Genomic DNA, 14320 nt, shown 5'->3' with positions numbered 1-14320 from the left:
GCATGGCGCATCCCGGCGTCGACCAGGACGAGTACCGCCGCCTCAGCGACCTGCTCGCCGTGGGCCTGGCCGTGGTCAGCACCCGGCAGGGGCCCCACGACCTGCTCGTCACCGTCGACTCCTATCTCGACATCTCCTACGACCCGCCGACGATGGGCCTGGCCCTGTACGGGCTCTCCCGCGCCGCGGAGGCGGTGGAGGAGGCGGGCCACTGCTGCCTGAGCCTGCTCGCCGAGGACCAGCAGGCGCTCGCCGACCGCTTCGGCACCCCCGGCGCGCCGCTGCAGGGGATGCTCGCCGGGATCGAGGCGGGGCGCACCGCCGACGGGGACGCGATCCTCCCCGGCGCGCTCGCCCACTTCGCGCTGCGCATCGAGCAGGGCGTCGACGCCGCGACCCACCGCCTGCTGATCGGTCCCGTCGTCGGGATGGGGCAGGGCGGCGCCGAGGCGGGTCCCGCGATCCGCTTCGCGGGGGAGAAGCGGGAGCTGCGGCCGTGAGCGCCCTGCTGCGCCTGGCCCTGCGGGCGGTCGCCCGGGCCGGCCGCTTCGACGTGCGCGAGGACTACCAGCGCGTCCGCGCCCTCCAGCGACGTCTGGCCGCGCTGCCGACGGCCCGTTACCGCACCCCCACCTGGGACACCTTCTCCGACGCCCCGGACGGGCATCGCGTGCCGGTGCGGGTGTTCGCGCCGACCGAGCGGCGTCGCGAGGACCTGCTGCTGTTCTTCCACGGCGGCGGCTGGGTCACCGGCGACATCGAGAGCTACACCCCCGCCTGCGCCACCATGGCGGACCTCACCGGCTGCCACGTCGCCTCCGTCGACTACCGCCTCGCCCCCGAGCACCCCTTCCCCGCCGGGCTCGAGGACTGCTACGGCGTCGCGCGCGGCCTGCTGGAGGACCCGGGCCGGGCGGGGCTCACGGACCCGGACCGGATCGTGCTGGTCGGGGACTCCGCGGGAGGGAACCTCGCCGCCGCCGTCTCGCTGCTGCTGCGCGAGAGCGGCCACCGCGTCCCCTCGCGCCAGATCCTGCTCTACCCGGTCACCCACTACGACCACGACCCCGCCACCTCCCCCTTCGAGTCCGTGCGCCGGCTCGGCGACCGCTACCGGCTCACCAGTACGGAGGTCCAGGACTATCTCGACCTGTACGTCCCGTACCCCGCGCTGCGCCGCAGCCGCCTGGTCGCCCCGCTGATGGCCGAGGACCTCTCCGGACAGCCGGACACCCTCCTGCTCAGCGCGGGCCTGGACCTGCTGTGCGACGAGGGGGAGGCCTACGGACGCGCGCTCGCCGCGGCCGGGAACCGGGTGCGGATCCACCGCCTCGAGGAGGCGCTGCACGGGGTGATCACCCTGCCCCGCTTCGCGCGCCCCCTGAAGGAGGCGTACGAGGTGATCGACGAGTTCCTGGAGCAGGGGCCGTGAAGCTCTCCCTGCCGGTCCGGCGACGGCACTGGGTGCGCCTGGACAACGCCTCGAACATCTTCCTCGCCGCGCGCAGCGACGTGGACACCAAGGTCTTCCGCATGGCCGCCGAGCTGGACCACGAGGTCGACCCGGCGCTGCTGCAGGAGGCCCTGGATGCGACCTACGAGCGCTTCCCGCTCTACCACGCGGTGCTGCGCCGCGGCGTGTTCTGGTACTACCTCCAGGACAGCGACCTCCGCCCCGTCCTCGAGCCGGAGACCGAGCACACCTGCGCCCCGATCTACCAGGCGGACCGCCGCACCCTGCTGTTCCGCGTCGTCCACCACCGCCGCCGCGTGAGCCTCGAGGTGTTCCACGCCCTCTCCGACGGGACCGGGGCGCTGTGGTTCCTCACCGCCCTGCTGGAGGAGTACTGCCGCCGCCGCTTCGCCCCCGAGGACACGACGGACGTGGCGGGCTCGGTCGAGCCGGAGGTCCACGAGCTGGCCGCCGACTCCTTCGCCCACCACTTCCGTCGGCGCACACGGGCCGAGCGCGCCGCCCGGGCGCGGGAGGAGCAGGAGCGGGCCGCGCACGAGGAGGAGTTCAGCCGCGAGGCCGCCTCCGCGATGCTGCGCGCCGGGGAGGAGGAGCCCGCGGGCGAGGACCGCGAGACCTCCGGAGCCCCCGACCCCGCCCCGCCCGCGCCGCGACGGGTGCTGCGCCTGCGCGGCACCCGCACCCCCGACCACCGCACCCGCGTCCTCGAGCTGACGATGCCGGTGGCGCCGGTGCTCGCCCTCGCGAAGGGGGAGGGCGTGGCGATGTCGATGTTCCTCACCGCCGCGTTCTTCGAGGCGATCCGCCGCACCGGCGCGCTGGAGCGGGACGCCCGCGGCGCCCGCACCCTCGCCGCCTCGGTGCCGGTGAACCTGCGCCAGTTCTTCCCCTCCGACTCGGCCCGCAACTTCTTCGCCACGATCACCGTCTCCCACACCTACGGCGCCGGCGGCGACTCCCTCGGCGAGGTCGCGCGGCGGCTCCAGGAGGACTTCGGCGCCGAGGCGAGGCCGGAGGCGCTCGAGGGGAGGCTGCGCCGCCTGATCCGGGTGGAGCGCGCTCCGCTGGCCCGGATCGTGCCCCGCCCGCTCAAGGACGTGCTGCTGGGGCTGGCCAACCGGGCGAACAACCGCTCGCTCACCGTCGCGATCTCGAACCTGGGCCGGGTGACGCTGCCCGAGGCCGCCGCCCCGCACGTCGGCCGGATGCTCTTCCACGTCTCCGCCGCACGGCCCCAGTTCTGCGCCATCTCCCACGCCGGCCTGCTCACGATCTCCTTCACCTCGCCCTTCGTCGAGACGGAGCACGTGCGGGAGTACGCGCGGATCCTCACCGAGGCCGGCATCGAGGTGTCCGTGGCCGCGTCCCGGACCACCGAGGCGGAGCTCGCGGAGGTCGGCCGATGAGGAGATGCCCCGACTGCGCGGTCGGCGTCGAGGGGGAGTGGACCCGCTGCCCCCTGTGCGCGGCGACGCTCGAGGGCACCGCCTCGCCGAGCCCCTATCCGGCGGTGCCGCTGCGCTTCCGGCGCCGCCGGGTGCTGCGCGTGCTCACGCTGACCTCGCTGGCGGTGATCGCGCTGTCCTTCCTCGCCCAGCTGCTGTTCCGTCCCGAGGAGCAGGGCCTGGGGGCGCTGCGCTCGGTGTGGCTGGGCGTGGTCGCGACCTGGCTGGTGGTGCTGGTCGCGGTGGGCAAGCGCCGCAACCTCGCGAAGTTCATCGTCTATCTCGTCGCGCTCGCCGGCGGCGTCTGCGTGTACTGGGACTACCTGACCGGCTGGGACGCCTGGTCCCTCACCTTCGTGGTGCCGATCCTGTGCGCCGCCTCCCTGATCGGGCTGGTGATCACGGTGCGGGTGGTGCGGATGCAGGTGGGCGACTACATCGTCTATTCCGGGCTGACGGTGCTGCTGGGGCTCACCCCGATCGTGTTCCTGGCGCTGGGCTGGGTGGGCACGGTGATCCCCTCGGCGATCTGCGGCGGCCTGAGCGTGCTCTCGATCGTGCTGCTGCTGACGGTGCGCGGCGGCGCGGTGCGGCAGGAGCTGGCCACGCGCCTGCACCTGTAGCGAAGATCCCACGGCGCGCCGACGGCCCCAGCGCCCCTGCGCTCCCTAGGATGCGAGGGGCAGGCTTGCGCCCGGGCGACCGTCCGGGCGACGAACAGCAGGAGAGAAGGTCGATGGACAGGGATCCGCGCTCGGAGGAGGACCAGGACGCCGACTGGATCTTCGCCATCGACGACCCCCACAGCCTCCCCACCGATCGCCTCCCCGGCCGCGAGGAGTTCGACCGCTACGCCCAGCCGCTGCTCGCTCGCCGCGGGCAGGGCCCGGCGCTGCCGGACCAGGACCGCCCCGGCGCCGAGCCCGACGCGGTCACCGGCGCGATCCCCGTGGTGGAGGGCGAGGAGGACGGCTCCGACGGGACCGACGACGGCACCGTCGCCCCGCTCGCCCGCCCCCGCGTCGTCTCCTACGCCCGGTCGGGCACCACCCCGAACGCCGAGGACGACGAGATCCCGATCGCCGGCTTCCAGCTGCCGGAGCGCTTCAAGGACCTGGGCCTGTTCGACGCGCTGCGCGACGTGCTCGCCCTGATCTGCCTCACCTCCGCCCTCACCACGACGTTCACCGTCGCGGACAACCCGGTCCTGGACCTGCTGGGCCGGATCTCGATCGGCGTCGCGCTCGTCGCGCTGGTCGCCGTCCACGCCCTGCGCTGGATCCCCGCCGCGCCGCCGCTGCGCGCGATCCGGACGCTGCGCGTGGCGGGCATGGCCCCCGCCCTCGCCATCGCCCTGCTCGTGCTCGGCGCGGACCTCGTCCTCTCCCTCCCGGTGCTCTTCGCTCCCCTGCCCGACGGGCCTCCCGTCGGGATCGGCGTCGGCGTCTCCCTGCTGCTGCTCGGCGCGATCCTCGGCATCGAGCCGCGCGCCCACGAGGGCTATCTCCCGCAGGAGCGGGCCCGTCGTGCCGCTCGACGGCTGCTCCTAGGGGTCGGGATCGCCGCGGCGGCCGCGCTGCTGCTGGCGCTGGTGATGATCGTCGGCCGCCTGTTCACCACCGGCTGGGCGTTCTCGCTGATGACCTTCGCGAACACGCTGATCTCCGCGCTGCTGCTGGCCGTGGTGCTGGCCTCCGCGCTGCGCCGGGAGCGCTCCTGGTACGTCTTCTCCACCGCCGTCGTCGCCGGGCTCGCGATCGCGGCGCTGGCCGACAACACCCTCGGGCTGCAGTTCGCCGCCCCGATCAGCGTCGCTCGCGGCTTCGTCTACCTGCCCTTCCTCCTCGCCGCGCTGGGGCTGATGATCTCCCGCTCCTTCGTGCGCTCCATGCCGCTGTCGTTCCGCCGCACCGACTGGCTGGTGTACTCGGTGCGCGCCCTCGAGCTCAGCGCCCTGATGCACTCCGCCGCGGTGCTGTGGCACCTGATGGGCGCCCTCGCGGCGACCTCTGTGCCCCGCCCCGGCGGCCCCGTCCTCCACCTGGCCGACGCCGCGGTCTGCGCCTGCTTCGTGGTGGTCTCCGTCTTCGGCCGCACCGCGCTGCTCTCCCGCCCCGCGGTCAGCGCCCGGGCCAGCGGGGTCGTCGCCTCGCTCGTCCTGGTCGTCGTCGGCTTCCTCGACGTCATCGTCAGCTCGATCGCGACCGCGAGCGGCGCGGGCCTGGTCACCGGCGGCGTCGCCCTCGTGCTCGGCATCGCCACCGCGCTCATGCTCACGGTCCCCGCCCCCGTGCGGGACGAGTTCGGCGCCCCGGACATCACCCGCATGTTCGCCGACTTCCGTGCCCGCGACAACGGCCGCGTCTCCCTCCTCGACCTGGTCCCCGACGTCTCCGGCGCCACCGCCGAGCGAAAGATCTTCCCCGGCCGCTGACCGGCCCGCCGGCCCCGTCCCTCCCCACCCCTGGAGAACCATGTTCCGCTGGAGCCTGCACGGAGACGGCCGCACCGTCGCCCCCGACGCGATCGTCCTGCCCGAGGAGCGGCTCGCCTGGCCGCTGACGATCGGGATCGGCGCCCAGCACGTCATCGCGATGTTCGGCGCGACCTTCCTGGTCCCCGTCATCACAGGCTTCCCACCCTCGACCACGCTGCTCTTCTCCGGCATCGGCACCCTGCTGTTCCTCACGATCACCAGGAACCGGGTGCCCAGCTATCTCGGCTCCTCCTTCGCGTTCATCGCCCCGATCACCGCTTCCACCCAGGCCGACTCGATGGGCGCCGCGCTCGGCGGGGTGCTCGTCACCGGCGTGCTGCTGGCCCTGCTGGGCCTGCTCGTGCAGCGGATCGGCACGGGCTGGATCGGCCGACTCATGCCGCCGGTGGTGATGGGCTCGATCGTCGCCCTGATCGGCCTGAACCTGGTGCCCACCACCTACCAGAACAACTTCTCGCAGGCCCCGGTCACCGCGACCCTCACCCTGATCGCGATCCTGCTGTGCACCGCCCTGTTCCGCGGGCTGCTGGGACGCATCAGCGTGCTGGTCGGCGTGGTCATCGGCTACCTGATCGCGCTCGCCCGCGGCGAGGTCGACTTCACCCCGGTGCGGGAGGCGGCCTGGCTGGGCCTGCCCGAGTTCCACCACCCGGAGTTCGACCTGGGCCTGCTGCCGATCTTCCTGCCCGTGATCGTGGTGCTGCTGGCGGAGAACGTCGGCCACGTGACCAGCGTCGGCACCATGACCGGGAAGAACCTCGACCACATGGTGGGCCGCACCCTCTTCGCCGACGGCGCCGCGACCGCGCTGTCGGCCACCTTCGGCGGCTCGCCGACGACCACCTACGGCGAGAACATCGGCGTCATGAGCGCCACGCGCGTCTACTCCACCGCCGCGTACTGGGTCGCGGGCCTCGCCGCGATCGGCCTGTCGCTCTCCCCGAAGGTCGGCGCGCTGATCAACACCATCCCCCCGGGCGTGCTCGGCGGCGTGACCTTCGTGCTCTACGGACTGATCGCGATCGTCGGCTTCCGCATGTGGATCGACGGGAAGGTCGACTTCGCCCGTCCCGTGAACCAGATGACCGCGGGCGTCGCCCTCGTCATCGCGATCGCGGACCTGCACTGGGAGGTCGGCGGCTTCGCCTTCACCGGCATCGCGCTGGGGACCGTGGCGGCGCTGGCGATCTTCCACGGCATGCGCGGCATCGGCCGCCTCACCGGGACCGAGCGCGGCCCGGCCGACGGGCGCGGCGACCGGGATCAGGAGCCTGCTCGACTCCGGCGATGAGGTGCGACGGGAGCGCACCCGCGTGCGCTCCCCGTCGTGATGCTGTCGGGAGGGGTGCTGGTCGCCCTCGCGGACGTGCTCGGGCGCACCCTGATCGCGCCCGCCCAAGTGCCCGCCGGGCTCATGGTCTCGCTGATCGGGGCGCCGTACCTGGTCTGGCTGCTCTGGCGCTCGCGAGTGTGATGAGCCACGTGCGCCGGGTCGGGCATGTGAGTTCGCCGACCGTCGCGCCGGACGGCGCAACAGCGCGTGGAAGCGTGCTGATCTGCGCAGATGCCGGTTGTCCGACCTTCGAACTCTGGATCGGCCTATTCTCGGCATACCCTGGTCGTCCTGCACAGTTGGTGGGAATCCGATAGTCGACAAGAAGGGACCGCTATGAGCAGCTCAGGTCACGACCAGGGAGCGGAGGTGCCCGCGCAGGGCCCCGACATCTCCGCATGGCCCGAAGAGCTTCCCAGGACCGTTCATCTCCCCCGGTCCCAGCAGATCGCCACCGACGACTCCGACGACGAGATCACCGAGAAGCTGCGCCGACAGGGCGCGCGCATCAGCAAGGGCACGATCGCGCCGGCCGTGTTCTGGCCCGCGATGGCCGTGATCCTCGGCGTCGCACTGCTGTCGGTGCTGTTCCCCGAGAGCGCCGGCGACGTGATGGAGACCTCGCAGGGCTGGATCGTGGCGAACCTCGGCTGGTTCTACATGCTGGCCATCGGAGTCTTCGTCGCCTTCGCGATCATCGTCGCGCTGTCCTCCTGGGGTTCGATCCGCCTCGGCCGGGACGACGACGAGCCCGAATTCGGGCTGCTGTCCTGGTTCGCGATGCTGTTCTCCGCCGGCATGGGCGTGGGCCTGGTCTTCTACGGCGTCGCCGAGCCGCTGAGCTACACCACCACCGCGCCGAAGCCCGGCTGGGACGTCGAGGGCGTCGAGGCCTCGGGCCTCGCGATGGCGCAGACCTTCCTGCACTGGGGCCTGCACCCCTGGGCCGCCTACGCCGTGATCGGCCTGGCCATCGCCTACGCGATGCACCGCCGCGGCCGCCCCGTCTCCATCCGCTGGGCTCTCGAGCCGATCTTCGGCGACCGGGTGAAGGGCTGGGTCGGCGATGTGATCGACGTGCTCGCCATCTTCGGCACCGTCTTCGGCATCGCGACCTCGCTGGGCCTCGGTGCCCAGCAGATCGCTGCCGGCATGCAGGCCATCGGCCTGGTCGACGAGGTCTCCACGAACTTCCTGGTGATCCTGATCGTGGTGATCACCCTCATCGCGACGCTCTCCGTGGTCAGCGGCGTCGGCGCCGGCATCAAGTGGCTCTCCAACGGCAACCTGACCCTCGCGGGCCTGCTCGCTGTCGCCGCGCTGCTGTTCGGCCCCACGGTGTTCATCTTCCAGAACTTCGTGGAGTCCCTCGGCATCTACCTCAGCGAGGTCTTCCACCTGACCCTCGACGTCGGCGCGTACACCCGCTCCGAGGAGGCGCAGAGCTGGTTCGCCGGAAACACCCTGTTCTACTGGGGCTGGTGGATCGCCTGGGCGCCCTTCGTCGGCGTCTTCATCGCCCGCATCTCCAAGGGCCGCACCGTGCGCCAGTTCGTGGCCGGCGTGCTGCTGGTCCCGACCGTGGTGGGCATGATCTGGTTCTCGATCTGGGGCGGCAACGGCCTGTTCCGCCAGTGGTTCGGCGCCGGCGACCTCGGTGACGTCACCGCCGAGGAATCGATGTTCCGCATCTTCGAGCAGTTCCCTGCCACCCAGCTGCTGTCGGTGCTCGGCATCGTCCTGGTCGCGGTCTTCTTCGTGACGTCCTCCGACTCGGGCTCACTCGTCGTGGACATGCTCGCCTCGGGCGGACACCCGAACCCGCCGATGTGGTCGCGGGTGCTGTGGGCGCTGCTCGAGGGCCTGCTCGCCGCGGCGCTGCTGCTCTCGGGCGGCCTGACCTCCCTGCAGGCGGGCTCGCTGATGACCGCGCTGCCGTTCAGCGTGATCCTGCTGCTGATGTGCGTGGCTCTGGTGAAGGCGCTCAGCCTGGACCGGGCGGTGCTCTCCGAGCACGAGCGGCTCGCCCGCCTGGAGCGGGTCACCGCGCACATCACCGACGAGGTGAGCCGCACCCACGCCTCGACCGACGAGATCGCCTCGCTGGTCGACGACCGCATCGACTACCGCCTCACCCGCACCCGCGGCGGCATCGGTCGCGGCGGACACCGGACGCGGGTCGGCGGGCGAGGCGCGGAGAGCGAACCCAGCGCCCCGAGCGCGCCGAGCGCGACCCCCGCGGAGGACTGACCCTCCCCGCTTCCCTCGCCGACGGCCGGCGCCCTGCTCAGGGCGCCGGCCGTCGCTCCGTCACGAGGGAGAAGAGGTCCTTCGGATCGTCGGGGTCGGCGATCATATCGATCCAGCCCAGCAGGTCCGTGCCGGAGGTGGCGTCCAGCGCGCAGCGCAGAGCCGAGAAGTCCCCGAGCGCGAAGCCGACGGAGTCCAGCACCGTCACCTCCTGATCGGAGGTGCGCCCGGAGGCGTCCCCGGCGAGGATCCGCCACAGCTCGGTCACCTCGAAGTCCTCCGGCAGCTGCTGGATCTCGCCCTCGATCCGGGTCTGCGGCGCGTACTCGACCACCACCCGCGCGTCCTCGAGGATCGCCGGGTCCAGCTCGGTCTTGCCGGGACAGTCCCCGCCGATCGCGTTCAGGTGCATGCCGGGCCGGACCTGCTCGCGGTGCAGCACCGCGGCTCGGGCCTTGTCCGCCGTGCAGGTGGTGACCACGTCGGCGCCCTCGAGCGCCTCCTCGACCGTGGCGGCGGCATGGACGCGGAAGCCGAGCGGCTCGAGGTTGCGCCGCACCTTCTCCACGGCCGCGGCGTCGAGGTCCATCACGCGCAGCTCCTCGATCCCGAGCACCGTCCGCATCGCCAGCGCCTGGAACTCGGCCTGGGAGCCCGCCCCGATCAGGGCGTGGATGCGCGCGCCGGGACGGGCGAGCTCCCGCGCGGCCAGCGCCGACATCGCCGCGGTGCGCAGCGCGGTCAGCAGCGTCATCTCCGCGAAGAGGATCGGGTAGCCGTTGTCGACGTCGGCGAGCACGCCGAAGGCGGTGACCGTCTGGAGGCCCCGGGCGGGGTTGTGGGGATGGCCGTTGACGTACTTGAACGAGTACAGCTCCCGGTCGGTGATCGGCATCAGCTCGATCACGCCGTGCGGGGTGTGGCTGGCCAGACGCGGGACCTTCTCGAACTCCTCCCAGCGCAGCAGATCGGACTCGAGATAGCGCACGAGTCCGGCGAGGACGGTGTCGAGGCCGTCGCGGCGGATCCAGCGGACGGTGCCGGGGACGTCGAGCAGGTGAGGCATCGTTCTCATCTCCTGTCGGGGGTCGCGTCGTCGCGCGGGGGTCGAGGAGTGCTCCACCCCCAGCGTAGGCCGACGGGCGGGCCGACCGGCGCGGAACCGGTCGACCCGCCCGTCGGCGGCGTGCTCAGTACTCGATGACGACGCGGCCGTCGATCTTGCCCTCCTTCATCTCGCCGAGGATTTGGTTGATGTCCTCGAGCGAGCGGCGCGAGTAGGTGGGGTGGATCTTCCCGGCCGCGTAGAACTCGATCGCCTCGGCGAGGTCCTGGCGGGTGCCGACGATCGAGCCGCGGATCGTCAGGCCCTTCAGCACGATGTCGAAGATCGGGGCGGGGAAGTCGCCCGGGGGCAGGCCGTTGAACACGATGGTGCCGCCGCGGCGGGTCATCCCGATCGCCTGCCCGAAGGCCTTGGGGTGCACGGCGGTGACGAGAACGCCGTGGCTGCCGCCGACCTGCTCCTGGATCGCCTCGACCGGGTCGACCCGGCTCGCGTCCACCACGATCTCTGCGCCGTGCTTCGTGGCCAGGTCGAGCTTCTCCTGGGCGATGTCCACCGCGATCACGCGCATTCCCATCGCGACCGCGTACTGCACCGCGATGTGGCCGAGCCCGCCGATCCCGGAGATCACGACCCACTGGCCGGGCCGCACCTCGGTGCGCTTGAGACCCTTGTACACCGTCACCCCGGCGCACAGCACGGGGGCGATCTCGTAGGGATCGGCGCCCTCGGGGATGCGGGCGGCGAACCTGGTCTCCACCAGCATGTACTGCCCGAAGGAGCCGTCGACGCTGTAGCCGCCGTTGTTCTGCTCCTCGCAGAGGGTCTCCCAGCCGGTGCGGCAGTACTGGCAGTCGCCGCAGACGCTCCACAGCCAGGCGTTTCCGATCAGGTCGCCGACCTTCACGTCGGTGACGCCCTCGCCGACCTTCTCGACCGTGCCCACGCCTTCGTGCCCGGGCACGAAGGGCGGGGACGGCTTGACGGGCCAGTCGCCCTCGGCGGCGTGCAGGTCGGTGTGGCACACGCCTGAGGAGATCAGCTTGACGAGAGCCTGGCCGGGGCCGGGCTCGGGCAGCGTGTACTCCTCGACGGACAGGTCCCGTCCGAACTCGTGGACGACGGCGGCGGTCATGGTGGTGGGCATGCGGGTCTCCTCGATCGGCCCGTCTCCGGGCAGGGATGGGAGAGGTCGCTCCGCGCGGCGCGCAGGGACCTCTGGGTCGTGAAGGGGTGGGGCCGGCGGGGGCGGGGCGTGGCGCACGCGGCGCGGCCTGACCGCCCCCGTCGGACGATCATGTCTCCCGGACGGCTCAGAAGAAGCCGAGCTTGTTCTCCGAGTAGCTCACCAGCAGGTTCTTGGTCTGCTGGTAGTGGTCGAGCATCATCAGGTGGTTCTCGCGGCCGATGCCGGAGGACTTGTACCCGCCGAACGCGGAGTGCGCGGGATAGCTGTGGTAGTTGTTCACCCACACGCGACCGGCCTGGATCGCGCGACCCGCGCGGTAGATGGTGTTCTGTTGGCGGCTCCACACGCCCGCGCCGAGCCCGTAGAGGGTGTCGTTCGCGATCGAGATCGCCTGCTCGTAGTCGCTGAACCGGGTCAGCGCCAGCACCGGGCCGAAGATCTCCTCCTGGAAGATGCGCATGGAGTTGTCGCCCTCGAAGACCGTGGGGGTGACGTAGTAGCCGCCCGAGAGGTCCCCGCCGAGGTCGGCGCGCTCGCCGCCGGTGAGCAGCTTCGCGCCCTCCTGCTTGCCGATGTCGAGATAGGACAGGATCTTCTCGAGCTGGTCGTTGCTGGCCTGCGCGCCGATCATGGTGTCGGTGTCCAGCGGGTCGCCCTGCTTCGTGGCCTCCACGCGGGCGATGCCGTCGGCGACGAAGGAGTCGAAGATGCCCTCCTGCACCAGGGCGCGCGAGGGGCAGGTGCACACCTCGCCCTGGTTCAGGGAGAACATCGCGAAGCCCTCGAGAGCCTTGTCGTAGTAGGAGTCCTGCTGCGAGGCGACGTCCTCGAAGAAGATGTTCGGGCTCTTTCCGCCGAGCTCCAGGGTGACCGGGATGAGGTTCTGGCTCGCGTACTGCATGATGAGCCGGCCCGTGGTGGTCTCGCCGGTGAAGGCGATCTTGGCGATGCGCTTGTTGGAGGCGAGCGGCTTGCCGGCCTCGGCGCCGAAGCCGTTGATGATGTTCAGCACGCCGTCGGGCAGCAGGTCGCCGATCAGCTCGGCGAGCACCAGGATCGAGACGGGGGTCTGCTCGGCGGGCTTGAGCACGATGGCGTTGCCGGCGGCGAGGGCGGGGGCGAGCTTCCACACCGCCATCAGCAGCGGGAAGTTCCAGGGGATGATCTGCCCGACCACGCCGAGCGGCTCGTGGAAGTGGTACGCGACGGTGTCGTCGTCGATCTGGGAGAGCGCGCCCTCCTGGGCGCGGATCGCGCCGGCGAAGTAGCGGAAGTGGTCCACCGCCAGCGGCAGGTCAGCGTTCAGGCACTCGCGGATCGCCTTGCCGTTGTCCCATGTCTCGGCGACGGCGAGCATCTCGAGGTTCTCCTCGATGCGGTCGGCGATCTTGTTCAGGATCACCGCGCGCTCGGCGACCGACGTCTTCCCCCAGGCGGGGGCGGCGGCGTGGGCGGCGTCGAGGGCGAGCTCGACGTCCTCGGCGGTGGAGCGGGCGACCTCGGTGAAGATCTGGCCGGTGACGGGAGAGGGGTTCTCGAAGTACTCGCCCTTCACGGGCGGCACCCACTGCCCGCCGATCCAGTTCTCGTAGCGGGGCTTGAAGGTGACCTTCGCACCTTCTGTGCCGGGGCGTGCGTAGACAGTCATGGCATTCCCTTCTGCGGTCGACGTCGTCGTCGGTGCGTCGAACGTAATCCACGTCACGTTGCATGCACGTTGCGCGGGCGCTGCGACCGCGACGTCAGGCCGTCTCGCCCCGCAGCTCCCGGGCCCGAGTCGCGGCGGCCGTCCGCTCGGAGGCGTCGGCCGGGGCGATCTGCAGGATCGTCATGAGCACCTCGAGGTCGTGCGCGGCTTCGGGCCGCTGCGCGTAGGCCCACAGCTGCGCGGCGTCGCCGCTCCCGAGCACGAGCTCTCGCAGATGGTCGTCCACCTGGGCGCTCAGACGGCGGATCGCGGGAGCGTCGGAACCGGGCAGCAGCTCGCCGCTCCAGTGCGCGAGCGCCGTGTCCAGGTCGCCGCGCGCGAGGGCGGACCGTGTCTGCTGCAGGTCGCTGTCGACCTCGCCCTGAAGTCGGTAGGGGCGTGAGGCTATCGCGGGCCCGCCGTTCACCTCGAGCACGCGCCGCAGGCGCACCACCTCGGCGCGGACGGTGCTCTCGGCGGAGGCGCCGCCGTGGAGGTCCTCGGCGAGCTCGGCCCCGCGCACCCCGTCGGGGGCCAGGTGCAGGAGGGTCAGCAGCTCGGCGTGGCGGCCGCTGAGCTCGACGACGCCCTCGCCGAGGAGGAGCTGCGGCGTGCGCCGTCCGGTGAGCAGCAGGTGGGCGGGCGCGGCGGGGGCGCGTCCCGCGCCCTGTGCGCGCAGCTCCGCCTGGAGAGCGCGCGAGGTCGCCTGGAGCAGCGGCAGCACCAGGGGCGCGACCGCGTCCGCGCTGCCGGTGACGTCGAGCACCCCGATCGTCGACCCCGTGCACGGGTCCAGCACCGGCACGGCGCTGCAGCTCCACGGATGGACCGCCTCGTGGAAGTGCTCCGCGCCCACCACCTGGGTGGGCGAGCCGGTGGTGAGGGCGAGCGCGGGGGCGGAGGTGCCCATCGCGGACTCGGACCAGTCGGCGCCGGCGGCGAAGCCCATCGCATCGGCCCGGGAGGTCACGGCGGAGCGTCCCTCGACCCAGAGCAGTCGGCCCTCGGCGTCGCCGAGCGCGACCACGAGCCCCGCGTCGACGGCCGGCTCGATCAGGCGCGAGCGCAGCAGGGGAAGCATCGCGGAGAAGGGATGCGCGCGGCGAGCCCGGGCGAGCTCGTCGCCCTCGAGCACGGCGTCTGCGGTGCCCGTGCCGGCGGGCAGCGCGGCCAGCGAGCGCCGCCACGAGTCCAGCACCGGGGCGCGCACCGGCCATGGCGCCGCGTCCGGCGCGGTGCTCGCGCGCAGCTCCTCGTGCGCTCGCCGCAGCTGCGCCTGGTAGACGGAATCCGTCGGCGACCAGTCGGTGACGGTCATCCTGCCTCGCTCACGATCCACCTCGTCGTCGTTCGTGCCACAGGTGCGATGACGGTACCCC

11 protein-coding genes and 1 pseudogene are annotated in these 14320 nt (G+C 72.1%); 8 read left to right on the top strand and 4 right to left on the bottom strand.

What is annotated here, in order from left to right; all coding sequences use genetic code 11:
* Nucleotides 1-2: 2 nt before the first annotated feature.
* The 8 genes and pseudogenes from DEU31_RS07605 (at nt 3) to DEU31_RS07570 (ending at nt 8999) form a co-directional block, all read left to right on the top strand.
* The gene (locus DEU31_RS07605) at nt 3-500 is read left to right on the top strand and encodes a flavin reductase family protein (protein WP_010549995.1); all 498 of its coding nucleotides are present in this window, start codon (nt 3-5) and stop codon (nt 498-500) included.
* Complete coding sequence (locus DEU31_RS07600) at nt 497-1432, top strand: alpha/beta hydrolase (protein ID WP_133676675.1); 936 nt, start codon at nt 497-499, stop codon at nt 1430-1432. The genes DEU31_RS07605 and DEU31_RS07600 overlap by 4 nt, the downstream gene beginning before the upstream one ends.
* Nucleotides 1429-2880 carry an alcohol acetyltransferase gene (locus tag DEU31_RS07595; protein WP_133676674.1) on the top strand — a complete coding sequence of 484 codons (1452 nt, stop codon included), beginning with the start codon at nt 1429-1431 and terminating at the stop codon, nt 2878-2880. Before DEU31_RS07600 ends, DEU31_RS07595 begins: the two co-directional genes overlap by 4 nt.
* On the top strand, nt 2877-3542 hold the full coding sequence (locus tag DEU31_RS07590; RefSeq protein ID WP_010549998.1) for a DUF6320 domain-containing protein: 666 nt from the start codon (nt 2877-2879) through the stop codon (nt 3540-3542). Before DEU31_RS07595 ends, DEU31_RS07590 begins: the two co-directional genes overlap by 4 nt.
* A 113-nt stretch (nt 3543-3655) precedes the next feature.
* Nucleotides 3656-5353, top strand: coding sequence for a hypothetical protein (locus tag DEU31_RS07585; protein ID WP_133676673.1), 1698 nt, complete (start codon nt 3656-3658; stop codon nt 5351-5353).
* A 40-nt stretch (nt 5354-5393) separates the two neighbouring features.
* Nucleotides 5394-6707: a solute carrier family 23 protein gene (locus DEU31_RS07580; RefSeq protein ID WP_133676672.1), complete on the top strand. Its 1314-nt coding sequence runs from the start codon at nt 5394-5396 to the stop codon at nt 6705-6707.
* Between the two features lie 21 nt (nt 6708-6728).
* Nucleotides 6729-6890, top strand: a pseudogene (locus DEU31_RS07575) (iron chelate uptake ABC transporter family permease subunit); the annotation flags it as partial.
* Between the two features lie 195 nt (nt 6891-7085).
* The gene (locus tag DEU31_RS07570) at nt 7086-8999 is read left to right on the top strand and encodes a BCCT family transporter (protein ID WP_010550004.1); all 1914 of its coding nucleotides are present in this window, start codon (nt 7086-7088) and stop codon (nt 8997-8999) included.
* A gap of 37 nt (nt 9000-9036) precedes the next feature.
* Here the strand turns inward: DEU31_RS07570 and DEU31_RS07565 are convergent, their stop codons facing one another.
* The 4 genes from DEU31_RS07565 to DEU31_RS07550 all read right to left on the bottom strand — a co-directional run bounded on the left by DEU31_RS07565 (nt 9037) and on the right by DEU31_RS07550 (nt 14259).
* Nucleotides 9037-10065 carry an ornithine cyclodeaminase gene (locus DEU31_RS07565; protein ID WP_133676671.1) on the bottom strand — a complete coding sequence of 343 codons (1029 nt, stop codon included), beginning with the start codon at nt 10063-10065 and terminating at the stop codon, nt 9037-9039.
* A gap of 124 nt (nt 10066-10189) precedes the next feature.
* Complete coding sequence (gene adhP / locus DEU31_RS07560) at nt 10190-11212, bottom strand: alcohol dehydrogenase AdhP (RefSeq protein WP_133676670.1); 1023 nt, start codon at nt 11210-11212, stop codon at nt 10190-10192.
* A 166-nt stretch (nt 11213-11378) separates the two neighbouring features.
* Complete coding sequence (gene adh, locus DEU31_RS07555; protein WP_133676669.1) at nt 11379-12902, bottom strand: aldehyde dehydrogenase; 1524 nt, start codon at nt 12900-12902, stop codon at nt 11379-11381.
* 94 nt (nt 12903-12996) lie between these two features.
* Nucleotides 12997-14259: a helix-turn-helix domain-containing protein gene (locus tag DEU31_RS07550; protein WP_133676668.1), complete on the bottom strand. Its 1263-nt coding sequence runs from the start codon at nt 14257-14259 to the stop codon at nt 12997-12999.
* Between the last annotated feature and the right edge of the window lie 61 nt (nt 14260-14320).

Source organism: Brachybacterium sp. AG952 (assembly GCF_004362645.1).
GTDB classification, from domain to species: domain Bacteria; phylum Actinomycetota; class Actinomycetes; order Actinomycetales; family Dermabacteraceae; genus Brachybacterium; species Brachybacterium conglomeratum.
This window is presented reverse-complemented; position numbering and strand designations above follow the sequence as displayed.